This window comes from Sphingobium sp. BYY-5 (genome assembly GCF_022758885.1).
Taxonomy (GTDB): Bacteria; Pseudomonadota; Alphaproteobacteria; order Sphingomonadales; family Sphingomonadaceae; genus Sphingobium.
In genome coordinates this window covers 2655316-2679583 of sequence record NZ_JALEBH010000001.1, presented here as the reverse complement: position 1 = coordinate 2679583, position 24268 = coordinate 2655316, and the positions used below count along the sequence as shown (strand labels likewise).

The following is a 24268-nucleotide window of genomic DNA, read 5'->3' as shown; positions in this document are numbered from 1 at the left end:
GCGTCAGAATGTGTTCGCCACGGTGAACTTGAAGTTCTGCCCTTCCGCCGCGAGCGCCGAGAGGTGGCGGCGATATTGCTTGTCGAAGACGTTATCCACGGCGATGCGGAACTCGAACCCCTTGGCCGGGCCGCTCTGCGGCTTGAAGGCGAAGAAGAGATTATGGACGCTGTAGCCCGGCGTCGGCAGGCCCGACCCGGCCGAGGCGAAGCTGCCGGGCGTCACCTTGTCCTGCCGCTCGGCAAACTCGCCCGTCCAGCCGCCCGACAGCCCGGTCGCCGCATCGGCATAGCCCAGGGTCAGGCGATAGTCGTTGGCCGGAATGGTATTCAGATAATCGCCCGTCAGGCGATTCTTGCCGTCGATGAAGGAGGCATTGCCGCGCGCGAAGAAGCCGCCGACACCATATTCGGCCTCGACCTCCAGCCCCTTGAAGCGGGAGCGGTTTATGTTCTGGAAATAGGGCGTCCCCGTGGCCGCCGCGACATTGACGATCAGATCCTTGACGTCATTCTGGAACAGGGTGGTCTTGGCGCGGAACCGGTCACCCTTGCCCAGCGTGTCGTCGAAGGAGAAAGTGAAGCCGACTTCATAATTGTCCGATTTTTCGGGCCGCAGGTCTGGATTGTTGGGCCGGGTGGCGGAGCGAGTGAAGATTTCGTCGACATTGGGCATCCGCACGGTACGCGCCACCGAACCGAACAGGCCGAACCAGGGCGTCAGATTGTAGAGGGCGGCCAGCTTGGGCGAAACGCCGCTATCCTTGACCTTGTCGGTGAGAACCGTGCCGCCGACCACCGTGGCGCCAGACTTTAGGTCGTTCCAATCGACGCGCACGCCCGGCATGATGGTCAGCTTGTCCGACCAGACGATCTCCAACTGCCCATAAAGACCATAGCGCGTCATGTCGCCTTCGGGATGCGTGCCCGCACCCGGCGTCACGGTGCCATTGGTGGCGACGCGCGGATTGCGACGTTCCTGCAAGCTCCACTGGCCACCCAGAATCAGGAAGGTCTTCCAGTCGCCGCCCAGATCGAACTCGCTGGTATTTTGAACCTTCGCCTGCCAGCTTTCATAGGAGAAATCGGAATAAGCGAGCGGGCCGAGGAAATTGGTTTCGGTCTGGTGCACTTTCGACAGGGAATAGGCGACCTGCGCCTCCACATTGAAGAGCTTGCTGCCGTCGAAGTCGTTGTCATAGCCGAGCACGGCGGTCTTGTCGTGAACGCGGCGGCGCATGAGGGAAGCGCCGGTGGCGGCGGAAATCTGGTCATAGACCTGCGGCGCGTCGCTGATCCAGTCCTGGTAGCTGGCCCAGATGGCGTGTTTCCTGTTGCCGCCGATCGACACGCGACCCTTGACCAGCCAGCTATCGGACAGGGTGGCGGAGGCTGCGACGGTCTCGCCATTGCCGCTCTTATAATCGTCGCTGCGGCGGTAATTATAGCTGCCCAGCAGTTCGACGCCCTCCACCGGCTGCGCGGCGACGATGCCCGACAGGGTGTGCGCCTCCGCATTGGTTTCGGTAGCGGCCTTCAGCCGCACCGCCAGCGGATCGCCATCGCTCAGAAAATCGGACGCATCCTTGGTCGTGAAGTTGATGACGCCCGCCAGCGCGCCTGCGCCATAGAGGGTCGATGAGGCGGGACCGCGCAGCACTTCGACCCGCTTGTAGAGTTCAGGCTCCGTGAAAAGCGCGCCCATCCGATATTGTTCGTAGAATTTGGTGACGCCATCGACGGTCAACAGGATGCGATTGTCGCTGTCGCCGATCGCGGTGCCCATGCCACGAATGTTGAAGCCCTGACCGAGTTGACCGACGCCGCCCTGGACGTTGACGCCCGGCATCCCTTCCAGCAGGTCGCCGATCGTCGTCGCCTGGATCTGGTCGATATCCTCCTGATCCAGGACGCTGACCGCCTGGGGCGTGTCGATCGCGACCTTTTCCGTGCCGGCGGAGATGACCATGCGGTCGAGCGTCATGCGCGTGACGTCCGGACTATCCGCGTCATCCTGCGCCCAGGCCTGGATCGGCGCGGCGATCAGCGCGGTCCCCAACAGCAGCATCGGTCTGGTCTTCTTCATTGTGCGGCCCCCTGTAGGCAAAGCGATGGACGTTGATCGCCCGAATGGCCTCGCACCTAGCAGCTAGAAATGATATTGCAAGTGAGTCTCATTAGAGTTAGCTGCCGAGGCAGAAAGGGGTATCTATGAAACCATCACGATTCCGCGCCGCCGCCCTGCTGCTGACGCTGACCGGCGCCACCGTCGCCCAGGCGCACATGCCCTATGTGCTGCCGACCCTGTTCGACGTGGGGAAGGGCGACCATATCACCGTCCAGTCCGCCTTCGCCGAGGACGCCTTCCTGCCCGAAGTCGCCATGCGCGACGCGCCCTTCCATCTGGTCGGGCCGGAGGGGACGGATCTGCCGATCGGCCCCGTCACCCATTTGCGCGACCTCAGCATCTTCGAAGCGGCGATTCCCGCCAACGGCACCTATCGCGTCACCACCGGCCAGCGCGCCGGGCGCAAGGGCAAGATGTTCAGGCAGGGCGACACATGGCAGATGCGCGGCGAAGGCGGCGAGCCGCCCGCCAATGCCGAACAGGTCGATGTACAGAGCATGACCCTGGCCGAAGCCTATGTGACGCGCGGCCAGCCGACCGATACGGCGTTGAAACCGCTTGGCAAGGGGCTGGAAATCCAGGCGATCACCCATCCCAACACTATCGTCGCGGGATCGGACGCCCGCTTCGCGCTGCTGTTCGACGGCAAGCCCTTGCCACAAGCCGACATCACCCTGTTCCGCAGCGCCGGCCTGTATGACGGGCGCAAGGTAGCGGCCCAGGTCAGGAGCGGCGCCGACGGCCGGTTTAGCCTGAAGCCGGAAGATGCCGGCACCTATCTGATCCTGGTGCGTCATCGCGGGCCGGCACCGGCCGGGGCCGAAACGCCCTATCGCAGCTACACCTACACCCTGACCTTCGACGCGGCCTGAGCGCCGCGTCCCTTCCATTCGACGGAGACAATATGAAGATCCAGCTTCCCCTGACCGCTGCCCTGCTGGCGATCGCCGGCACGGCCGCCGCCGCCCCGCACGAAGGGTCCGCCTTCATCCGCGACTATGACGCCGATCATGACGGCCAGGTCACACGCGCCGAGTTCGATGCCGGGCGGCTGGCGCGCTTCAAGGCCACGGATGCCAATGGCGACGGCTGGGTATCGGAGGAGGAATATGTCGGCGAATATCGCAACCGGCTGGAACAGCAGCTTGCCGCCTCCGACCGCACCGAGGAAAAGAAGGGGGAGGAACGGCAGCGCCAGATCCGCCAGGCACATGTCCGCTTCGCTGTGCTCGACAAGGACAGGGACGGCAAGATGACCCAAGCCGAATATGACGTATCGGGCGCGCGTGCCTTTGCCGAGCAGGATAATGACAAGGATGGCATCGTGACCGCCGCCGACGCCGCCGCCACGGCAGCGCGGCAGCAGGCGGCGCGGGAAAAGGCCGACCGGTAAGAGTTTTTGGGGGTACGGGCCGGTGCGGCCTCAAAATGCGCTCTTCCGCGCATTTTCAAAAAGCCTCGAAGCACCACGCCAAGGGGCGGGCTTGGCTCGCCCTTCCGATATGATGCCATCCAAAGGTATAAGGGCGCCTCGCAATTGCGACCGGCGCTCTTTTTCCTGCTCGACGCATCCCGACACGATCATGGAGCAGCGACGAAGTCGCCGCCCGATGCAGTGCATATCCTGTTTCGGGGGATGAATGGTGCGGTCGAGAAGACTCGAACTTCCACGGCCTTTCGGCCACAACGACCTCAACGTTGCGCGTCTACCAATTCCGCCACGACCGCACATTCAGAGGGAAACCGGCGGGGCCGGTGCCTTGGTAGGAGGCGGCCCTTAGCAAAGGCTTTTGCCCCATGCAACAACCGATCTGCATCTGCGTTATGATTGTGGCAAAAGGGGCGTGGCCCGTCCGTGGACAGGGCCAGGGAGTGCAGCGATGCGACTGTGGATGCTGTCGACGATAACGATGGTCGCCGCAACGGCCATGGGACTGGCGTTGGGCGGCTATGTGACCAGCGCCCAGCGATCACCACTGGAACGCGCAACCGGCTTCTATGAGCAAGCGGACAGCGGCGATGCCCCCCATGCCGTGGAAGCAAGCACCATGTCGCCGGTCGCAATCCGCTGCACCGGCTGCGGCCCGACCCTGGCCGAACGACGCTCCGCCGCGGACATGGCCAGGTGGACCGGCAACAGCATGATCGCGGAAAGCCCTGATCCGGTGGAACAGGATTATCTGGCCGAAGCGGAGCCGCTTCCGATCCGGGAGGCGCCGCCCGCCCTCGTCCATCCGCTTCCGGCCAGTATCGCGCGATTCGAAGAGGGCGTGGCAATGGCGCAGGAAGGGGCTGCCCACGCCGATGAGGAACCTCTGCTCCCCGTCGCCCCGGCCAGCCCCCAATGAAGCTTATTCAGCCGCCACGACCTGCGCGGGCGCATCGCTCAGCGGATGGGCGAGGCGCCCCATCATCTCCTTCGGGCAGACCTGCCAGAAGTAACGGCGCCAGCGATCCCAATCGTCCAGGATGGCGTTCGACCATTTGCTGTCGGTCGCCACCGCATGTTGGGCGATCAGCGCCTTCAGTTCCGTTTCCCAATGGGCGCTTTCCAGCCGCTGCCAGATGATGCTCTCCGGGTTGGCACGGGTCGGGAAACGGCCGTCCTCGTCCAGGATGAAGGCCATGCCGCCGGTCATGCCCGCGCCGAAATTCGCGCCGGTTTCGCCCAGGATGACCGCCGTGCCGCCAGTCATATATTCGCATCCGTTTGCGCCGCAGCCTTCGACCACGACCTGCGCGCCCGAATTGCGCACGGCAAAGCGCTCGCCCGCCTGCCCCGCCGCGAACAGCTTGCCGCTGGTCGCGCCGTAGAGGACGGTGTTGCCAAGGATGGTGTTGTCCTTCGACGAGAGCGGGCTGGAGACGGTCGTGCGCACCGAGATGATGCCGCCCGACAATCCCTTGCCGACATAGTCATTGGCGTCGCCGAACACTTCCAGCTTGATGCCCTTGCACAGGAACGCGCCCAGCGACTGGCCCGCGCTGCCGCGCAGCCGCACGGTCAGATGCCCGTCGGCCAGCGTCGACATGCCGAATTTTTCCGTGATCTTTGCCGACAGGCGCGTACCGACCGCGCGATGCGTGTTGCGCACCGTATAGGTGAGCTGCATCTTTTCACCGCGCTCGAACACGGCCTTGGCGTCGCGCATCATCTGCGCGTCCAGGCTGTCGGGCACCGCATTGCGCCCTTCGGTCAGGCTGAACCGCCGCTGATCGTCGGGGGCGTCCACCTTGGCGAGGATCGGGTTCAGGTCGAGGTCGTCCAGATGCTCGGCGCCGCGATTGACCTGCTTCAACAATTCGGTGCGGCCAATCACCTCATCCAGGCTGCGATAGCCCAGCCGTGCCAGCACTTCGCGCACTTCCTCCGCGATGAAGGTCATCAGGTTGATGACCTTCTCCGGCGTGCCGGTGAACTTCGCCCGCAGCTTTTCATCCTGCACGCACACGCCCACCGGGCAGGTGTTCGAATGGCACTGGCGCACCATGATGCAGCCCATGGCGACCAGCGACAACGTGCCGATGCCAAACTCCTCGGCGCCCAGGATCGCCGCGATCACGATATCGCGCCCGGTCTTGAGGCCGCCGTCCGTGCGCAGCTTCACCCGATGGCGCAGGCCGTTGAGGGTCAGCACCTGGTTCGCTTCGGACAGGCCCATTTCCCAGGGCGTGCCCGCATATTTGATCGACGTCTGGGGCGACGCGCCGGTGCCGCCGACATGGCCCGCGACCAGGATGACGTCGGCATGAGCCTTCGCCACGCCCGCCGCGACCGTGCCGATGCCGGCCTGGCTGACCAGCTTGACGCAGACCCGCGCGCGCGGGTTGATCTGCTTGCAGTCGTAGATGAGCTGCGCCAGATCCTCGATCGAATAGATGTCATGGTGCGGCGGCGGTGAGATCAACGTCACGCCGGGCGTCGAATGGCGCAGCTTGGCGATGAACTCCGTCACCTTGAAACCGGGCAACTGGCCGCCCTCGCCGGGCTTGGCGCCCTGCGCGACCTTGATCTCGATCTCCTCGGCCGATCCCAGATATTCGGCATGGACGCCGAAGCGGCCGGACGCGATCTGCTTGATGACCGAATTGGCGTTGTCGCCATTTTCATAGGGCTTGAAGCGGTTCGCATCCTCGCCGCCTTCGCCCGACACCGCCTTGGCGCCGATGCGGTTCATCGCGATCGCCAGCGTCTCGTGCGCTTCGGGGCTGAGCGCGCCCAGCGACATGCCCGGCGTCACGAAGCGCTTGCGGATTTCCGTGGTGGCCTCCACCTCATCGATCGGCACGGCTTCGCGGGCGAAGTTGAACTCCATCAGGTCGCGCAGATAGACCGGCGGCAGATCGCGCACGCCGCGCGAGAATTGCAGATAGGTCGAATAGCTGTCGGTCGCGACCGCCGTCTGCAACAGGTGCATCAGTTGCGCGGAATAGGCATGGGCCTCGCCACCGTTGCGCTGGCGATAGAAGCCGCCGACGGGCAGGCGCACCACCGCGCTGTCATGCGCCTTTTCATGGCGCAGCATCGCGGAATAGTGGAGCGAGGCATAGCCCTCGCCCGAAATCTTGGCGGGCATTCCGGGGAACAGGTCGTTCACCAGCGCGCGGGACAGACCCACCGCTTCGAAATTATAGCCGCCGCGATAGCTGCTGATGACCGCGATGCCCATTTTGGACATGATCTTGAGCAGGCCTTCGTTGATCGCGGTCCGCTGGCGCTCGAAACATTCGTCCAGGGTCAGCGATCCGAACAGGCCGCGCGCATGACGGTCCGCGATGCTTGCTTCGGCAAGATAGGCGTTCACCGTAGTCGCACCGACGCCGATCAGCACCGCGAAATAATGCGTATCCAGCGCCTCGGCGCAGCGGATGTTGATCGACGCATAGGAACGCAACCCCTTGCGCACCAGATGCGTATGCACTGCTGCGGCCGCCAGCACGCCGGCGATCGCGATGCGATCCGGCCCGACATGCTCGTCGGTCAGGAACAGTTCGCTGCGGCCTTCACGCACCGCCTGTTCGGCTTCCTCCCGGATGCGGGCAATGGCGGCGCGCAACTGCTCCTGCCCGCCCTGCGCCGGAAAGGTGCAGTCGATTTCCGCCACGGCCGGGCCGAAATAGGCCTTGAGCCGCGCCCATTCGGCGCTGGTCAGCACCGGCGAATCCAGCACCAGCACATGGCTGTTCCGCTTGTCCTGCTCCAGGATGTTGTGGAGGTTGGAAAAGCGGGTCTTGAGGCTCATCACATGCCGTTCGCGCAGCGAATCGATCGGCGGGTTGGTGACCTGGCTGAAATTCTGGCGGAAGAAATGACTGATCGTGCGCGGCTTGTCGGAAATGACGGCCAGCGGCGTATCGTCGCCCATGGAACCGATGGCTTCCTTGGCATCCTCCACCATGGGGGCCAGGATCAGCTCCATATCCTCCAGCGTCATGTTCGCCGCCACCTGACGGCGCGTCAGCTCCGCCTTGTCCCATGCGGGCAGGGCGGTCGGCGCGTCGGGCAGGTCGCCCATGTCGAGGAAATCCTTGATGAGGTCGCCATAGGGGCGCTCACCCGCGATCCGGTCCTTGATCCCGCGATCGTCGTAGATCTCGCCTTCCAGCAAATCGATCGCGATCATCTGGCCCGGACCCATGCGACCTTTCCTGACGATGGTGGTTTCCGGCACGACCACCATGCCGGTTTCCGATCCCACGATCAGCAGATTGTCACCGGTCAGCGTGTAGCGCAGCGGACGCAATGCGTTGCGGTCGACCCCCGCCACGACCCAGCGGCCATCGGTCATCGCCAGCGCGGCCGGGCCGTCCCACGGCTCCATCACGCTGGCCAGATATTCATACATATCGGCATGGGCCTTGGGCAGTTCGGCGCTGTCCGCCTGCCAGGCTTCGGGCACCAGCATCAGCTTGGCGGTCGGCGCATCGCGGCCCGAACGGCAGATCGCCTCGAACACGGCATCCAATGCGGCGGTGTCGGATGCACCCGCCGGGATCACGGGCTTGATGTCCTCCGACTGCTCGCCAAAGGCGATGCTGGCCATCTTGATCTCGTGGCTCTTCATCCAGTTCTGGTTGCCGCGGATCGTGTTGATCTCGCCATTATGCGCCAGGGTCCGGAAGGGCTGGGCCAGCCACCATTGCGGGAAGGTGTTGGTCGAATAGCGCTGGTGGAAGATGGCGACGCGGCTCTCGAACCGCTCGTCCTGCAGATCGGGGTAAAAGACGGACAGCGATTCGGCGAGGAACAGCCCCTTGTAGATGATCGAGCGGCAGGACAGCGAGCAGATGTAGAAGTCGTTGATCTGCGCGGCGATCGCCTTCTTCTCGATGCGGCGGCGGATCAGGTAGAGATCCTTCTCGAACTCGGCCATGTCGCGTTCTTCCGGCATCGGGCCGGCGATCATGATCTGCTCGATCTCGGGCCGCGTGCGCTGCGCCTTCTCGCCGATGACGGACACGTCGACCGGCACCTGGCGCCAGCCATAGATGGTGTAGCCCGCGTCGATGATCTCCGCCTCGACGATGGTGCGGCAGGTTTCCTGCGCGCTAAGGTCGGTGCGCGGCAGGAAGACCATGCCGACGGCCAGGCGGTTGGGCAGCGGCTTGTGTCCGCTGTCGGCGATGCAGTCGTCGAAAAAACGGACCGGCAGGTCGACATGGATGCCCGCGCCGTCCCCGGTCTTGCCATCGGCATCGACGGCGCCACGGTGCCACACGGCCTTGAGCGCATCGATCGCGCTGGCGACCACGCGGCGGCTGGGACGCCCATCGGTCGCCGCGACCAGGCCGACGCCACAGGCATCGCCCTCCATCTCAGGATGATACATGCCCTCGGCGGCGATCCGCGCACGTTCTTCCGGGCTGGCCATGAAGTGCATCTGATCGGTCATCATTCGGTTCCTTCCCCGGCATGGCTGTTGTTCAGCTCATTGGCCTTCACGCCCAGCAACTGGGCCAGTTTATCCTTTTCCGCCTTCGACAGGTCGGAGATCTTGCGCGGCGGCGGCAGGCTGTCAGCGGCCTTCCTCGCGCGCTCGGCCAGTTCTGGCATCTTCTTCATCATCTGCGGCATCAGCGCCTGCATCTCGCCCATGATGTCGGGGTCCATGAACATCGACATATAATCGCTGGCGAACTTGTTGCCGGTGGGCGTGATGAAAAAGGCGTTGATCTCCCCAAGCTGCCGGACGTCGAACTTGCGGGCATAGGCGCGGATCAGCGCCTCGCGCACATTGGGTTCGAAATCGTTCATGATGTCGGCCATGCCCGCCATCATAGCGTCCATGCCCAGCTTGGTGCGCTCACGGAAATGCGGGTCGACGATCGTGCTGACCTCTTCCAGCGAAGCCTGGCTCATGCCGGTCAGCTTGTCGGCGGCCACGCCGCTCATGCTGGCGATCTGGGCGATCGGCATCTTCATCATGTTGCCCATCATCCCGTCCATCATCTTGGACATGGTTTCACCCAGCATCCGCCTGTAGGTGCCGACCGGGAACAGCTTTTCGACCACCGGTCGCGCCGCCGCGACGCGCGCGGGATCGGCTGCCGCCACCGGGGCGGACGCGGGCTTCTCCTGCGCCAGGGCAGCGGGCATGGCCGACGCCAGCGTCAGGCTGATCAGGCCGCTCTTCAACAGCGTTTTCATGCTGCGACCCTCTCGCCCACCTTGGCCTTGGCCTTCAGATATTTGTGCATATGGTCGGTGACATCGCGGCCGTCGCGGATCGCCCAGACCACCAGCGATGCGCCGCGCACGATGTCGCCCGCCGCGAACACACCGTCGACGCTGGTCATCATGGTCTTATGATCGACGCGCAGCGTACCCCAGCGGGTGACGGACAGGTCTTCCGAACCGAACAGCCGGGGCAGTTCCTCCGGATCATAGCCCAGCGCCTTGATGACCAGATCGGCCTCCAGCGTATGTTCGCTGCCCGGATCAGGCTCCGGCGCGCGGCGGCCCGATGCGTCGGGCTGACCCAGGCGCATCTTCGTCACCTTGACGCCGGTGACATGTTCCGTGCCTTCGAACGCGATCGGCGCGGTCAGCCAGACGAACTCGACGCCTTCCTCCTCGGCATTGGCGACCTCGCGTTGCGATCCGGGCATATTGCCACGATCGCGGCGGTAGAGGCACTTGACCGAGGTCGCCCCCTGACGGATCGCGGTGCGGACGCAGTCCATCGCCGTGTCGCCACCGCCGATGACGACGACCTTCTTGCCCGTCGCCAGCAGCGTGCCGTCCTCATGGCTGGGCACGGCATCGCCGAAACCCGCCTTGTTGGATGCGGTCAGATAGTCGAGCGCCTTGACCACGCCCGGCGCGCCGACGCCCGGCGCGCGGATGTCGCGCGGCTTGTAGACGCCGGTGGCGATCAGGACCGCGTCATGCTTTTCGCGCAATTGCTCCAGCGTCGCGTCGCGACCCACCTCGAAGCTCTCGTGGAAGATGATGCCGCCATCCTTGAGGCGCTGGATACGGCGCATGACCACATCCTTCTCCAGCTTGAAGCCGGGAATGCCATAGGTCAACAAGCCACCGGCGCGGTCGTGCCGGTCGTAGACATGCACCTCATAACCCGCGACACGCAGATATTCGGCGGTGGTGAGACCCGCCGGCCCTGCGCCGATGATACCGACCGACTGGCCGGTGGGGCTACCTGCGACCAGCGGCTCGACCCAGCCTTCCTTCCAGGCGGTGTCGGTGATGTATTTTTCTACCGAACCGATGGTGACGGCGCCGTGGCCGGAAAATTCGATGACGCAATTGCCCTCGCACAGCCGGTCCTGCGGGCAGATGCGGCCGCAGATTTCCGGCATGGTGCTGGTGAGGTTGCTCAGCTCATAGGCTTCGCGCAACCGGCCCTCGGCGGTCAGGCGCAACCAGTCCGGGATATGATTGTGCAGCGGGCAATGAGTCGAACAATAAGGCACGCCGCACTGCGAACAGCGCGACGCCTGCTCCTCCGCCTTGTCCACGATGAAACTGCGGCTGATTTCCAGGAAATCCTCGGCGCGATCCTCGGCGGCGCGCTTTTCCGGGTAGACCTGCGCCTTGCCCACGAATTTCAGCATCGGATTATCGGCCATGACCAGCGTCCCTGTCTATGTTGCTGAAGCGCGCATAGCAGGAACGTTCACGGAGTCACGTGGATTCTGGCATATAGGACAGTTGTACTGACCAATTATTTGGCCTTTTTGCTGTTAGTTGCGAATGAATCGCAAGTAACGGGCTGCAATTAAGACCGATCCGGACCTACCTCATCGTCAGCCAGATCAGCGCGGCCACGCCGGCAATGATTCGATACCAGGCAAAGGGGGCAAAACCGTGCTTCGATACCAGCCCGACGAACCATTTGATGACCAGCAGGGCGACGAAGAAGGAGACGATGAAACCCAGCGCAATACTGTCCCAGCCTACCGTTCCGCTGGTGATCTGATCGCCCTTCTTGAGCAGTTCCAGCGTCGTCGCACCCAGCATGGTGGGGATGGCGAGGAAAAAGCTGAACTCGGCGGCCGTGCGCCGTTCCACGCCCAGCGTCAGCGCGCCCATGATCGTCGCCCCCGAACGGCTGATGCCGGGGATCATGGCGATGCACTGGATCAGGCCGATGCCGATCACGCGCACGGCCGGGATGTCGGCGATACCGTGGAAGCGCTGTTCCTTCACCGCCCGCTCGATCAACAGGATGGCGATGCCGCCCACGATCAACGCCCAGGCGACCACGCGCGGCGCGCCCAGCAGCACCTCAATATAATCGTGCAACGCCAGGCCGATGATGGCGGAGGGGATGAACGCGAGCACAAGGTTGCGCAGGAAGCGCCAGCTTACCGGCTCGCGCCGCAGCAGCCCCATCCCCACCGCCCAGAAGGTGCGCCAGTAAAGCACGACCACCGCCAGGATCGCGCCCAACTGGATGACGACGTTGAACATCGCCCAGGTGGAAGCATCATATCCCAGCAATTCGCTGGCAAGGATCAGGTGACCGGTGGAGGAAACGGGAAGGAATTCCGTCAGCCCCTCGACAATGCCCAGCAGGATGACGGTCAGATAATGCAGGTCCATGGGTTTGTGAGATCCTCGACGGGGCTTGGCGCGCCAAACCCTCCCCGGAAAGCGGAGAGGGCCGTAGAGCGCAACATATTGGGAGCCGCACCATGCCGCAGTGCAGCGAAAAGGCAAGGACGCCCGATCACGGCCGGTCGCGGCCGATCATCGGCCCGTCGAGCGCGAGGGATCGATCAGGCCTTGGCCCGACCGGCGAAGCGACCATGGCGACGGTATCGGACCATCCATTTGTCGGCGACCGCGCCCAGCGGCGTGGGCGCGACGCCCAGCGCTTCCAATCCTTCCGTCCCCGGTGCGGCGACATTGTCGCGGCCCAGCATGGCGAGTTGGTCGCGCGTGATCGGCCCGCCAGGCAGCAGGGCCAGCAGCGCCGCGATGCCGCCGGGCACTTCAACCAGCGTCTTGTCGCAACCGATCGCCTTTGCAATCCAGGCGTTGATTTCCTTCATGCTCATCACCTGCGGGCCGGCGACCTCGAAGGTCTTGCCGCCATGAACGCCCGGCTGCTCCGCGGCATGGGCGATCGCCTGCGCCACGTCGGCGACATAGACGGGCTGGAACTTCGTCGCCGCGCCGATCACCGGCACGACCGGCGCCACGCGGACGATGTCCGCGAAACGGTTGAGGAACTGGTCCTCCGGTCCGAAGATGATCGACGGACGGATGATGGTCGCAGCGGGAAAAGCGGCCTTGACCGCTTCCTCGCCGGCGGCCTTCGACCGCCCATAGGCCGAAGGACTGGCCGCATCCGCACCGATCGCCGAGACATGGACCAGCGCCTGGACGCCAGCCGCCGCCGCGGCCTTCGCCACATTGGCCGCGCCCTGATGATGGAAGGCTTCGAAATCGCCGGAAAGGATGCCGACCAGATTGATGACGATGTCGCTGCCGGTGATGGCGCGGGCAACCGTCTCCGGCTTGCGGATGTCGGCGGCGACGAACTGGGTCTGACCCAGATTGCCGAGCGACTTGACCTTGAACGCGGTGGCGAGGTCGCGCTGCGCGATGCGCACGCGCGCGCCACGCGCCATCAGCGCCTGTGCGACCTGCCGGCCCAGAAAACCGCCGCCGCCGAAGATCGTAACCAGACTGTCCTTCATCACGCGCGTCCCATATCTTTCGCCAAGGGGAATGACTCTGCCCATCCCCTTGCAACAGCCGCCGCGCGCTGACAACCGCCAGCCACGCAGCCCGTTCCTTTTTTACCCGAACCAGCCCTGAAGGTCGGCCAGCATCCACAGGCCCAGGAACAGGAACAGGAACGCCGCGCCCACCTGCAACGCGCGCATCGGCACCTTCTTGGCCAGCGCCTCGCCAAACAGCACGGCGGGGACGTTGGCGACCATCATGCCCAGCGTGGTGCCGGCCGTCACCGCGAGCAGATTGTCGAAGCGCGCACCCAGCGCCACCGTCGCGACCTGGGTCTTGTCGCCCATCTCGACCAGGAAGAAGGCGACCAGCGTGGTGACGAACACGCCCGCCCTGGACGGCGCCTTCAGCGGCGCATCTTCATCGATCTTGTCGGGGATGAGGGTCCAGGCCGCCATCGCAATGAAGGAGGCCGCGACCGCATAACGGAACCAGGGCTGGGTCAGCACGCCCGCGATCGAATGGCCGACCAGCGCGGCCAGGAAATGATTGGCGAGGGTCGCGACCAGGATGCCCAGGATGATCGGCACCGGCTTCCTGAAGCGGGTGGCGAGCAGCATGGCGAGCAATTGCGTCTTGTCGCCCATTTCGGCGAGCGCGACGAGCACGGCGGAGGTGAAGAGAGCTTCCATCATCTATTCCGGGGCCGGGCGAAGTTGACAGACACAATGCCATCGTCGCCTTCCGCCCGGCCGGACAGAAAAGCGCCGATGCCATTGGTCTCGCCCGATGCGGCCATCGCCGCTTCCCATATGCCATGACCTCTCGGCCAAATATGTTGACATATGGCCCGTTCGCTCAAGGCGGAACGGCTGGCTACTCCCCAGATGACGGGCCGGTCCCTAGAGGAAGCGGGTCTGGAAAGCAAGCCATGCCCCCTCAGCGGGTCGGCACCGGCTCCGGTCCCGAATAGTCGTAGAAGCCGCGCCCCGTCTTGCGGCCATACCAGCCCGCCTCGACATATTTCACCAGCAGCGGCGCGGGGCGATATTTGGGATCGCCGGTGGTGCTCAGGAACACGTTCAGGATTTCCAGAGCCGTATCCAGGCCAACGAAATCCAGCAACGTCAGCGGCCCCATCGGATGGTTGAGGCCCAGCTTGCAGCCCTGATCGATGTCCACGACGCTGCCAACGCCCTCGCCCAGCACGAACACCGCTTCGTTCAGCATCGGCAGCAGGATGCGGTTCACGACGAAGCCGGGCGCGTCGAAGGCATGGACGGTCGTCTTGCCGATCTTCGCGGCGAAGCCTTCCACCGCCGCTACCGTTTCGGGCGTGGTGGCAAGGCCGCGAATGACCTCCACCAGCACCATCACCGGCACCGGGTTGAAGAAATGCACGCCGACGAAGCGGCCTGCGTCGGGCGCAGCCTGCGCCAGCCGGGTGATGGGAATGGAGGAGGTGTTGGTGGCGAGGATGGCGCCTTCCGCCAATATCTTGCCGACATTGGCGAAGATGCCGCGCTTCACTTCCTCGCGTTCGGTCGCGGCCTCGATCACCAGTTGCGCGTCGGCCAGGGGCGCGATGTCGCCGACCGGCCTGATCCGGGCGAGCGCAGCATCGGCGTCGGACCGGGTGATCTTCTCCTTCTCGACCGCCTTGCCGAGCAGCCTGGCGATGCCCGCCAGCCCCTTTTCCGCGCGCGGCAGATCGATGTCGGAAAGAATGACGTCATAGCCCGCCTGCGCCGCGACCTGGGCGATGCCCGCGCCCATCTGCCCCGCACCGATCACGCCCACCGTGCGAATATCCGTCATGCCTTGCTCTCCGTCTTGACTCGTCGCTTCCCCTTAACCGCGCCGCCGCTCGACGGCCAGTGCGGGCCTTCCGAGAAATCCTTCAGACGATGAAACCTGCCGCCCCTTCGGACGGATTGGTCGCGTCCTCGACATTTCCGGCTTTGCGTGTGGCCGCCACCATGTTTAAAAGCCCGCCATGCCTGTTTCCGAATTGATGCCAGCGCCAGCGACCGGACGCTTCGTCGCCGCCGTGCATCATTTCCCCCTGCGCATCTATTTCGAGGACACGGACCTGTCCGGCCTTGTCTATCACGCCAATTATCTGCGCTATATGGAGCGCGCCCGGTCCGACATGCTGCGCATCGCCGGCATCGACCAGCGCGGCGAACATGAAGGTGGCAGTGGCGTCTATGCCGTCGCCGACCTCCAGATCCGCTATCGCCGTCCGGCACGGCTGGACGACGACCTGATGGTGGTGAGCCGCGTCGTCGATGTACGCGCGGCAAGCTGTTCCATTCATCAGTCAGTCATGCGGGGCGAGGAACAGTTGACCGACGCCACCGTCACCGCCGCCTGGCTGACGCCGCAAGGCCGTCCGCAGCGGCAACCCAAAGCCTGGACCGACATTTTTACCCGCCTTTGCCAAGGGGAAGACATCCACCCATGACCCTCAACCTGCCTGCCGGCGCGATGACCGACGCCGCGACCATTTCCCCTCTCGCTCTGTTCCTGCAGGCCGATATCGTCGTCAAAGGTGTGATGTTCGGCCTGCTGCTGGCCAGCATCTGGACCTGGGCGATCATCCTCGGCTTCAGCTTCACGCTGCGCAAGGCGAGCAAGGAAAGCCGGAAGTTCGAGCAGGATTTCTGGAAGGCCGAAGATATCGACCGCTTCTATGAATCGCGCGGCAAGGCGGATTTCCCCGCAGCCAAGGTGATGGCGGCAGGGGTCGGCGAATGGCGCCGATCGACCGCGCAGAAGGTGATCGACCGCGACGGCACGCGCGATCGCCTGTCGACCACCATGTCGAGCACGATCGCGGCAGAGGTCGATCGTCTGTCCGACCGGCTGAACATATTGGCGACGGTCGGATCGGTGGCGCCCTTCGTCGGCCTGTTCGGCACCGTCTGGGGCATCATGCGCGCCTTCACCTCAATCGCGGCGGAGCAGAACAGTTCGCTCGCCGTCGTCGCGCCGGGCATTGCCGAAGCGCTGTTCGCCACCGCCATCGGCCTGTTTGCCGCCATCCCCGCGGTCATCGCCTACAACCGGTTCAGCCATGGCATCAACCGGCTGGAATCGAGCCTGACGCGCTTTGCCGACGGCTTCTATTCGACGCTCAGCCGTGAACTGGAGGCGCAGCGATGACCTTGGGCATCGCTGCAAAAGAAAAGGCGATGAACTTGGGCATCGCTGCAAACGAAGGAGCGCGCTGATGGCGATGTCCGGCCCTCCTTCCGGCCGTCGCGGGCGCGGGCGGGCGCCCATGGCGGACATCAACGTGACGCCGCTGGTCGACGTCATGCTGGTGCTGCTCATCATCTTCATGGTGACGGCGCCGTTGCTGGTGACGGGCGTGCCGGTGAACCTGCCCGAAACCCGCGCCAAGGGACTGGATGCAGACGCCAAACCGACAATCCTGTCGATCGACCGCGACGGCGGCCTCTTCATCGACGAGGCGCAGATAAGCGACGCCGACCTGCCGGGTCGCCTGGCCGAGATCGCCTCCGCCCATGCCGGCCAGCCCGAACCGCCGCAGATATTCCTGCGCGCCGACACCGCACTCGACTATGGCCGGGTGATGCGGGTGATGGGTGAGCTGAACCGGGCGGGCCTCAACAAGGTGTCGCTGGTCAGCACGGATGCCGGGTCGGGCGCCGGGCCGGACAGCGGCGGTTCAGAATAGGGACCATAGATCAACTATATGGAGCGCGCGGAAAAAATCGGCCTTGGCGTAGCGACGGCAGGACATGTCCTGCTGTTCGGCTTGCTGTCCGCCGGATTCCTGGCCACCCCCAATCCGTTGAAGCTGAAATCGCCGCCGATGGACATAAGCCTGGTGGACGAGGTGGCGCTGCAATCCACAGCGCCGCAGATTTCGACCCAGCCTCCACCGCCAAGCGTCGCGCCCGAACAGGGACCGACCGAGGACGCCAAGCCCGCGCCTGTGCCTGAGCCGCCGCAACCTCAACCGACGCCCGCACCGCCGCAGCCCAGACCTGTTCCGCCGCAGCCCAGGCCCGTGGTGAAGGCGCAGCCGCCCAAGCCCCAGGAAAGGCCTGCGCCGGCGAAGAAGGACGTCGCCAAGACTCCAGCCAAACCCGCGCATGCGCTCGAAAAGCCTGCGCCCAAGGCGAAACCCGCCCCGGAAAAGCCCAGGGCCGCCGCCGCGCCGTCCAGGCCCGCCAAGAGCGACGCCAAGGCGAAAAGCGATGCGCCCGCGCGCGCTTCCGGCGCGGGCAAGGCGGACAAGCCCAAGGGGTCATTGCTGGGCAAGGATTTCCTCAAGGGCATCGACACAACCGAGGATGCGCCGCGTAAAGCAGCGCCCCCCCCCGCCGCCGCCATCGGGCCGCAGCAGAAAGCCGCGCTTGACGCGGAGATCCGCCGGCAGTTGAAACCGCATTGGCGCGCGCCGTCGGGCGCGGACGCCGACAAGCTCGTCACCCTGCTGGAAGTGCGGCTCGACAAGAATGGCGGGCTGATCGGCACGCCGGAGGTGATCGACCAGTTGGGCGTCACCGCCAGCAACCAGCCGCAAGCAAAGCTCCATGCCGAACGCGCGATCCAGGCGGTGAAACTCGCCGCGCCGTTCCGGAACCTGCCGCCCGAATATTATGACCAATGGAAATGGCTCCGGCCACTCCGCTTTGACGCGAGGCTGAACCGATGAACATCAATTTGCTGCGCCGGCTGACCCTGGCGACCGCCGCGCTTGCCGCCATCCTGTCCGCGCCCGCCATGGCGCAGCTATCGGTCGACGTCACCGGCGATATCGACAGCAATCTGAAGATCGCCGTCCCCGCCCTGCCCGCACAGCAGGACGTGGCCACACCCGCTGGCACTGCGAGCGAACTGGGCCGCAAGATTGCCGAGGTGATCGCATCGGACCTCAAGGGGTCCGGCCTGTTCGACCCATCGGGTCCGGGCGGCCTGCCCGCCGTCGCCTTCCCGGAAGTGACCTTCCCCCAATATGACAAATGGGGCACCTATCAGGCGCTGGCACAGGGCTTCGTCCGCACGACCGGGGGTGAGGCGGACATCACCGTCGGCTGCTATCTCTATGACGTGGCGCTCAAGCAGGAACTGACCCGCCAGGGCTATGTCGTCGCCCCGCGCGACTGGCGCCGCGCCGCGCACAAATGCGCCGACGCCATCTATGCCCGCCTGTCGGGCGAAAGCCCCTTCTTCGACAGCCGTATCGCCTATATCGCCGAAAGCGGCCCAAAGGATAATCGCGTCAAGCGGCTGGCGATCATGGATTCGGACGGCGCCAACCACCGTTTCATCACCAATGGCCAGTCGATCGCCCTGACCCCGCGCTTCTCGCCCGATTACAAGTCGATCGTCTATGTGAGCTATCTGGGCAGCCGGGTGCGCATCTACATCTACGACATCGGCACCGGGCAGCAGAAGCTGGTGACGGAAAGCACCAACGCGACCTTCGCGCCGCGCTGGTCGCCCGATGGCCGCAACATCCTCTTTTCCATGGCGGTAGCGGGCAATACCGACATCTATCGCGTGTCCGCGAACGGCGGATCGCCCGTACGCCTCACCACATCGCCCGGCATCGACGTGGGCGGCAGCTATTCGCCCGACGGCCGGCAGATCGTGTTCGAAAGCGACCGGTCGGGTGGACAGCAAATCTATGTCATGAACGCGGACGGTTCCAACCAGCGCCGCATCAGCCATGGCGGCGGCCGCTATGCGACGCCGGAATGGTCGCCGCGCGGCGACCTGATCGCCTTCACCAAGCTGTCGGGCGACTTCAAGATCGCGGTCATGTCGCCCAGCGGCGACAATGAGCGCATCCTGACCAATGGCTGGCAGGACGAGGCGCCGACCTGGTCGCCCAATGGCCGGGTGTTGCAATTCTTCCGCACCACCCCCGGCAGGCAGGGCGCCAGCCAAGTGTGGCAGGTCGACCTGACCGGGGTCAACGAACGCCGCATCCCCACGCCATTGAGTGGCTCCGATCCGGCCTGGGGACCGCTGCTACCTTGAGATTTCCGAGGAATCCATGCCCCGGCGGAACCCAATCGTCTTGACAGCGTAACGAATATCACGAACCCTGCCGCCGTCCCTTCGGGTCGGTGGACAGCGCAATAAGGAGATCCCCGATGAAATTATCCCGAACCCTGGTCATGGCGACCGCCATCATCGCGCTGGCCGCCTGTTCGAAGAAGCCGCCCGCACAATTGCCCCCCGCCCCCGGCGGCACCGGTGACGTCACCACGCCGACCGGCCCAAGCACGCCGTCCGGCCCGGTCAAGGGCAGCCAGCAGGACTTCATCGCCTCGGTCGCGTCCGACCGCATCTTCTTCGGCCTCGACCAATATGATGTCGATGCCGAGGATCAGGCCACGCTGCAAAGCCAGGCCGCCTGGTTGCAGCAGAACCCGACCGTGCGCGTAACGATCGAGGGTCATGCCGACGAACGCGGCACCCGCGACTATAATATCGCGCTGGGCGAACGCCGCGCCAATGCGGCGAAGAATTATCTCGCCTCGCTCGGCATCGATTCCGGCCGCATCACCACCGTCAGCTATGGCAAGGAACGCCCCGCCGCGCTGGGTTCGGACGAAGCGGCCTGGGCGCAGAACCGCCGCGCCGTGACCGTCACCATCCAATATTGATCCTTTCCCGGATCATGAAAGGCCCGCCAGTTCCCGCGACCGGCGGGCCTTTTCTATGCGTAACAAAGCTGCTGACAAACACCCCGAATTGGTCGATAGACTCCCTATATGTGGGATGCGTTGTGGAACGCGATCATGAACGGGACAACCATGCAGGATAATGACGATAAACAGGAACAGGGGGTCAAGGGCACGCAGACGCTGATGCGCGCGCTCGACATCATGGACGAGGTGATCGACGGCCCGATCCGCGCCGCCGACCTGGCGCGCAAGCTGGGCATGAGCAAGACCACGGCGCATCGGCTGGTGCAGGCGCTGCGGTCGCGCAATTATCTGTCGGTCACGCGCGATGGCTTCGCGCTTGGCCCCAAGCTGCTGCAACTGGGCGTGCTCGCCACTGAACAGATCGACTATGTGCGCGTCGCTCGCCCCTTCATGGAATTGCTGTCGGATCGCACCGGATTCTGCGTGTTCGTCGGCAAGCGCGAAGATGATTTTTCCCGCCACCTCGACCGCGTCACCGGCACGCAGCGGCTGCGCGTCGCGACCGCGCCGGGAGACCGCCGGCCGATCGCCGAAACCGGCCTGGGCAAGGCGCTGCTGCTGGAGGAGGATGAGGCGATCTGGGAACGCCTCTATGTCGTGGCCAAGGGCGGCAAGGCCACCCGCAAGCAGATTGATGCCTTTCTGGCGGAAATGCGCGCGCACAAGGCGCGGGGCGCGGTGCTGCACGATAGTGAACTGGGCGACGGGGTCCGCTCGATCGCGGTGCCAATCCGCGACGCCAAGGGCAAGATCTGCATCGCCATCTCGATCGCCAGCGCCGCCCATTATCTGACCGACGAACTGCGTCCGAACCTGGCCGAACAGGTGATGCGGTCGGCCGAGCAGATCAGCGGTGCGGTGGGGTATAGCGGGCCGCGCCGATAGGAAATGCGGCGCTCGATTTCGCATCTGACCCAAAAAATAGGGCGCGGTCCATATAAATGACCGCGCCCTCCAGTTGGGAGGAAGTGTTACATCCGGTAGGTCACGCCAAAGATGAAGGGGCGGCCGATCCGGGTTTCGAACAGCGCATCCTGACGCCGGCTGTCGATAGAGAGACGGTTCTGTTCGTCAGTCAGGTTCTTACGCCTCAATGATGATCTTGAGAGCGCGCGATGGCCGAACTGCTAACGTGGCGGCACCGTTGTTCATCCTCTCCATTTTCTCCAGGCTTGGCACTATTCCATAATACGGAACTTAGTCCCTCTATATATTATTGTTTGCGGCCTCGCCAAAAAAATCATTATATGATCTTATAGGCCATATTGTGGAAAAACCCCGATGGTGGAACAAGGGGCTTGCCCTGCCATCAGTCCCGCTATATGGATTCAAGACCTAATTAACGGGATGGAGAATCCCTTGAGGCATTCGCCCCTGCTTTTCCCCGTTCGGCGCGGGCCGCAGCTATCGCCGCCTCTGCACGGGCGGCGGCTTTGGGGGAATGCGCCCATGTTGGCGCATTCCCTCATTTTCCGTCATGCCGACAGGATCATCGCCCCATGCCGCTGAGCCTCCTGCTCCTGATGGCCGCAGCCGCCGCGCCCGGCCCGCAGACATTCGACCTCAGCGCCGCATCGCCGTTGCGGCGGCAAGTCTATCGGGCCGGCGGCCATGGCATGGAGCCGGGTGGCACGCCGTCCGACTATCTGTTCTCGGTGGCGCTGCCCGACGGCAATTACCGGGTCACGCTCCGCCTGGGGGACGCGCGCACGGCAGGCGATACCACGGTCAAGGCGGAGGCGCGCCGGCTGATGCTGCGCAATGTCGCGACCCGCAAGGGGCAGTTTGTCGAACGCAGTTTCCTGGTCAATATCCGCACATCGGCGCTGCCGCCCCCGCCCGCCAATGCGCCGGGTGGGCGGGCGGTGCGCCTGGCCCCGCACGACGCGCAGGAATATACGTGGGACGAGAAACTGACGCTGGAATTTCTCGGGCGGCCACAGGTCGGATCGGTGACGATCGCCCCTGTGGAGGCGCCGACGCTCTATCTGGCGGGCGATTCCACCGTGACCGACCAATTTGCCGAGCCGGCCGCAAGCTGGGGACAGATGCTGCCCGCCCTGCTGGACGACCAGATCGCCGTCGCCAATCATGCCAAGTCGGGAGCGACCCTCAAATCCTTCCTCACCGACCTGCGCTTCGACAAGCTGTTGTCCGCCATGAAGCCGGGCGACTGGCTGTTCATCCAGTTCGGCCATAACGACCAGAAGAAGGAATGGCCGCAGACCTATGTCGACCCGGACATCACCTATCCGGCCTGGCTGCGCGCCTATATCGCCGAAGCGCGGCGGCGCGGCGCGCATCCGGTGCTGGTGACATCCCCCGAACGGCGCAATTTCGATACGGATGGGAAGATCAAGGATACGCTGGGCAGCTATGCAGCGGCAGCGCGCAAGGTCGCGACGGAAGAGGGCGTACCGCTGATCGACCTCAATGCCGACAGCCGGGTCCTCTACGAGGCGCTCGGCCCGGAAGCTGCGCCGACCGCCTTCAATGCTGGCGGGGTGGACAAGACGCATCACAATGATTATGGCGCCTGGCTGCTCGCCAGTGCCGTGGCGCAGCGCATCCGCACGCAGATTCCCGACCTGGCCCGCCATGTGACCATGCCCGTCTTCGTTCCGGCCAGGCCGCCTTCGGCCGCCGACGTGGCGATCGTCCCCAGCCTGATCCACAGCGATCAACGCCCGGCCGGCAGTTGAACCGATGCGCATGAACCGCCGCGACGTAGCGCTGGGACTGGCGGCGGGCGTCGCGTTCCTGCCCACGTCCGCCCTGCCCTTTCTCGGCCATGCCGCGCGCCGCTTCGACGTGCGCGATCATGGCGCGCGGGGCGATGGCGTCGCGATCGACAGCGGCGCGATCAACGCCGCCATAGAGGCGGCGTCGAAAGTGGGCGGCGGCACCGTCATCCTGCCGCACGGACGCTATCTCTGCTTCTCGATCCGGTTGCAGAGCCGCGTCACGCTGTTGCTGGGCGAAGGCGCCGTGATCGAGGCGGCCGACCCGGCCCGCCATGCCGGACGCTATGACCTGCCCGAACCGGGTATCGACCAGCTATATCAGGATTTCGGCCACAGCCATTGGCGCAACAGCCTGATCTGGGGCGATGGGGTGGAGGAGGTCGCGATCCTTGGCCCCGGCATGATCCACGGGATCGGCCTCACCCGCGACGGGCCGGGCGCGCGCTGGAAGAAGCAGGCGGGCGAGCGGCCATTGTCGATGCAGGGCATGACGGCGGCGGAGATCGGCCATCTGGAACCGGACATCGCCGCAATGCAGGGGCTGGGCAACAAGGCGATCGCGTTCAGGAACGGGCGCGACATCCATCTGTCGGGTTTCACCATCCTCAAGGGCGGGCATTTCGCGATCTTGGCCACGGGTACGCGGACGCTGCGGATCGAGGGGTTGACCATCGACACCGAGCGCGACGGCATCGACCTCGATTGCGTGCGCGACGTGCGGGTGGAGCGCTGCCGGGTCAATTCGCCCAATGACGACGCGATCGTGGTCAAGAGCAGCCATGCGCTGGGCCGCGCCGTCGCGGCGGAGGATATACTCATCCGTGACTGCGACGTGTTGGGCTATGACATGGGATCGCTGCTCGACGGCACCCGTCGTACCTCGCAGGAGATCGCGCCCGATCGCGACCGCGTGACCGGCCGGATCAAGCTGGGCACCGAAAGCAATGGCGGCTATCGCAACATCCGGATCGAGGATTGCCGCTTCACCCGTTGCCGGGGCCTCGCGCTGGAGACGGTGGACGGCGGGGTGATGGAGAATATCGTCGCCCGCGGCCTCACCATGCGGGACGTCACCACCGCGCCGCTCTTCCTGCGGCTGGGCGACCGGCGGCGCGGGCCGCAGGGGACGGGCATCGGCGCGATCCGCCATGTCATGCTCAGCGAAGTGGACGCACGCGGGATCGACCATCGCTTTCCCGCCAGCATCGCTGGCCTGCCCGGCCATCGCATCATCGACGTGACGCTGCGCGACATCCACCTGGCCTATCGGGGCGGTGGCACGGCGGCGGATGCGGCGCGCGTGCCGGCGGAACTGCCCGACGCCTATCCCGAACCCAGCATGTTCGGCGTGCTGCCAAGCTGGGCGCTCTGGGCGCGCCATGTCGAGCGGCTGACGATCGACCGCTTCACGGCGGAAACGGCGACACCGGATGCGCGCCCTCCCTTTCTGTTCGACGATGTGGCAACGCTGTCCGTCCGACAAACGCCTCTGGGCAATTGACTAATATGTGGGACGATGCTACCAAATATAGGTCTCA

21 protein-coding genes, 1 tRNA gene and 1 riboswitch are annotated in these 24268 nt (G+C 64.7%); of the genes, 13 read left to right on the top strand and 9 right to left on the bottom strand.

Going from position 1 to position 24268, the window contains the following annotated elements:
- Positions 1 to 3: 3 nt before the first annotated feature.
- Positions 4 to 2085, bottom strand: a complete 2082-nt coding sequence (locus MOK15_RS12855; RefSeq protein ID WP_242931973.1) for a TonB-dependent receptor — start codon at positions 2083 to 2085, stop codon at positions 4 to 6.
- A gap of 125 nt (positions 2086 to 2210) precedes the next feature.
- Here MOK15_RS12855 and MOK15_RS12850 point away from each other — a divergent pair, with 125 nt between their 5' ends.
- Positions 2211 to 2999 carry a DUF4198 domain-containing protein gene (locus MOK15_RS12850; RefSeq protein ID WP_242931972.1) on the top strand — a complete coding sequence of 263 codons (789 nt, stop codon included), beginning with the start codon at positions 2211 to 2213 and terminating at the stop codon, positions 2997 to 2999.
- Between the two features lie 32 nt (positions 3000 to 3031).
- Positions 3032 to 3520, top strand: a complete 489-nt coding sequence (locus tag MOK15_RS12845; protein WP_242931971.1) for a hypothetical protein — start codon at positions 3032 to 3034, stop codon at positions 3518 to 3520.
- Positions 3521 to 3768: 248 nt separating this feature from the next.
- On the opposite strand, the gene MOK15_RS12840 is transcribed toward MOK15_RS12845, so the two are convergent.
- Positions 3769 to 3855 (bottom strand) — tRNA-Leu (locus MOK15_RS12840).
- A gap of 152 nt (positions 3856 to 4007) precedes the next feature.
- On the opposite strand from MOK15_RS12840, the gene MOK15_RS12835 reads away from it, so the two are divergent.
- Complete coding sequence (locus MOK15_RS12835) at positions 4008 to 4475, top strand: hypothetical protein (RefSeq protein WP_242931970.1); 468 nt, start codon at positions 4008 to 4010, stop codon at positions 4473 to 4475.
- A 3-nt stretch (positions 4476 to 4478) separates the two neighbouring features.
- Here the strand turns inward: MOK15_RS12835 and gltB are convergent, their stop codons facing one another.
- The 7 genes from gltB to MOK15_RS12800 form a co-directional block, all read right to left on the bottom strand.
- Complete coding sequence (gene gltB / locus MOK15_RS12830; protein ID WP_242932746.1) at positions 4479 to 9020, bottom strand: glutamate synthase large subunit; 4542 nt, start codon at positions 9018 to 9020, stop codon at positions 4479 to 4481.
- Positions 9020 to 9775: a DUF2059 domain-containing protein gene (locus MOK15_RS12825; RefSeq protein ID WP_242931969.1), complete on the bottom strand. Its 756-nt coding sequence runs from the start codon at positions 9773 to 9775 to the stop codon at positions 9020 to 9022. Before MOK15_RS12825 ends, gltB begins: the two co-directional genes overlap by 1 nt.
- Entirely contained in the window at positions 9772 to 11217 is a 1446-nt protein-coding gene (locus MOK15_RS12820) for an NAD(P)-dependent oxidoreductase (RefSeq protein ID WP_242931968.1), read from the bottom strand. The genes MOK15_RS12825 and MOK15_RS12820 overlap by 4 nt, the downstream gene beginning before the upstream one ends.
- Before the next feature lie 166 nt (positions 11218 to 11383).
- Positions 11384 to 12193 carry an undecaprenyl-diphosphate phosphatase gene (locus MOK15_RS12815; RefSeq protein WP_242931967.1) on the bottom strand — a complete coding sequence of 270 codons (810 nt, stop codon included), beginning with the start codon at positions 12191 to 12193 and terminating at the stop codon, positions 11384 to 11386.
- 176 nt (positions 12194 to 12369) lie between these two features.
- The gene (locus MOK15_RS12810) at positions 12370 to 13296 is read right to left on the bottom strand and encodes a complex I NDUFA9 subunit family protein (protein WP_242931966.1); all 927 of its coding nucleotides are present in this window, start codon (positions 13294 to 13296) and stop codon (positions 12370 to 12372) included.
- A gap of 102 nt (positions 13297 to 13398) precedes the next feature.
- Positions 13399 to 13977, bottom strand: a complete 579-nt coding sequence (locus MOK15_RS12805; protein WP_242932745.1) for a TMEM165/GDT1 family protein — start codon at positions 13975 to 13977, stop codon at positions 13399 to 13401.
- Between the two features lie 69 nt (positions 13978 to 14046).
- Positions 14047 to 14183: riboswitch (yybP-ykoY riboswitch) on the bottom strand.
- A 41-nt stretch (positions 14184 to 14224) separates the two neighbouring features.
- Positions 14225 to 15103, bottom strand: coding sequence for a 3-hydroxyacyl-CoA dehydrogenase NAD-binding domain-containing protein (locus tag MOK15_RS12800; RefSeq protein ID WP_242931965.1), 879 nt, complete (start codon positions 15101 to 15103; stop codon positions 14225 to 14227).
- 178 nt (positions 15104 to 15281) lie between these two features.
- On the opposite strand from MOK15_RS12800, the gene MOK15_RS12795 reads away from it, so the two are divergent.
- The 10 genes from MOK15_RS12795 (at position 15282) to MOK15_RS12750 (ending at position 24231) form a co-directional block, all read left to right on the top strand.
- Positions 15282 to 15752, top strand: coding sequence for a YbgC/FadM family acyl-CoA thioesterase (locus MOK15_RS12795; protein ID WP_278254150.1), 471 nt, complete (start codon positions 15282 to 15284; stop codon positions 15750 to 15752).
- Positions 15749 to 16453 carry a protein TolQ gene (tolQ, locus tag MOK15_RS12790; RefSeq protein ID WP_242931964.1) on the top strand — a complete coding sequence of 235 codons (705 nt, stop codon included), beginning with the start codon at positions 15749 to 15751 and terminating at the stop codon, positions 16451 to 16453. Before MOK15_RS12795 ends, tolQ begins: the two co-directional genes overlap by 4 nt.
- 67 nt (positions 16454 to 16520) lie before the next feature.
- Complete coding sequence (locus MOK15_RS12785; RefSeq protein WP_242931963.1) at positions 16521 to 16991, top strand: ExbD/TolR family protein; 471 nt, start codon at positions 16521 to 16523, stop codon at positions 16989 to 16991.
- 18 nt (positions 16992 to 17009) lie between these two features.
- On the top strand, positions 17010 to 17978 hold the full coding sequence (locus MOK15_RS12780; RefSeq protein ID WP_242931962.1) for a cell envelope biogenesis protein TolA: 969 nt from the start codon (positions 17010 to 17012) through the stop codon (positions 17976 to 17978).
- The gene (gene tolB / locus MOK15_RS12775) at positions 17975 to 19309 is read left to right on the top strand and encodes a Tol-Pal system beta propeller repeat protein TolB (RefSeq protein ID WP_242931961.1); all 1335 of its coding nucleotides are present in this window, start codon (positions 17975 to 17977) and stop codon (positions 19307 to 19309) included. The genes MOK15_RS12780 and tolB overlap by 4 nt, the downstream gene beginning before the upstream one ends.
- A gap of 116 nt (positions 19310 to 19425) precedes the next feature.
- Positions 19426 to 19941, top strand: a complete 516-nt coding sequence (gene pal / locus MOK15_RS12770) for a peptidoglycan-associated lipoprotein Pal (protein ID WP_242931960.1) — start codon at positions 19426 to 19428, stop codon at positions 19939 to 19941.
- A 135-nt stretch (positions 19942 to 20076) separates the two neighbouring features.
- Positions 20077 to 20871 (top strand): IclR family transcriptional regulator, encoded by a 795-nt coding sequence (locus MOK15_RS12765; protein ID WP_242931959.1) that lies wholly within the window; start codon positions 20077 to 20079, stop codon positions 20869 to 20871.
- Between the two features lie 56 nt (positions 20872 to 20927).
- Positions 20928 to 21083, top strand: coding sequence for a hypothetical protein (locus MOK15_RS12760; RefSeq protein ID WP_242931958.1), 156 nt, complete (start codon positions 20928 to 20930; stop codon positions 21081 to 21083).
- A gap of 402 nt (positions 21084 to 21485) precedes the next feature.
- Positions 21486 to 22688, top strand: coding sequence for a rhamnogalacturonan acetylesterase (locus MOK15_RS12755; protein ID WP_242931957.1), 1203 nt, complete (start codon positions 21486 to 21488; stop codon positions 22686 to 22688).
- Between the two features lie 10 nt (positions 22689 to 22698).
- Positions 22699 to 24231: a glycosyl hydrolase family 28-related protein gene (locus tag MOK15_RS12750; RefSeq protein WP_242931956.1), complete on the top strand. Its 1533-nt coding sequence runs from the start codon at positions 22699 to 22701 to the stop codon at positions 24229 to 24231.
- Positions 24232 to 24268 lie beyond the last annotated feature (37 nt).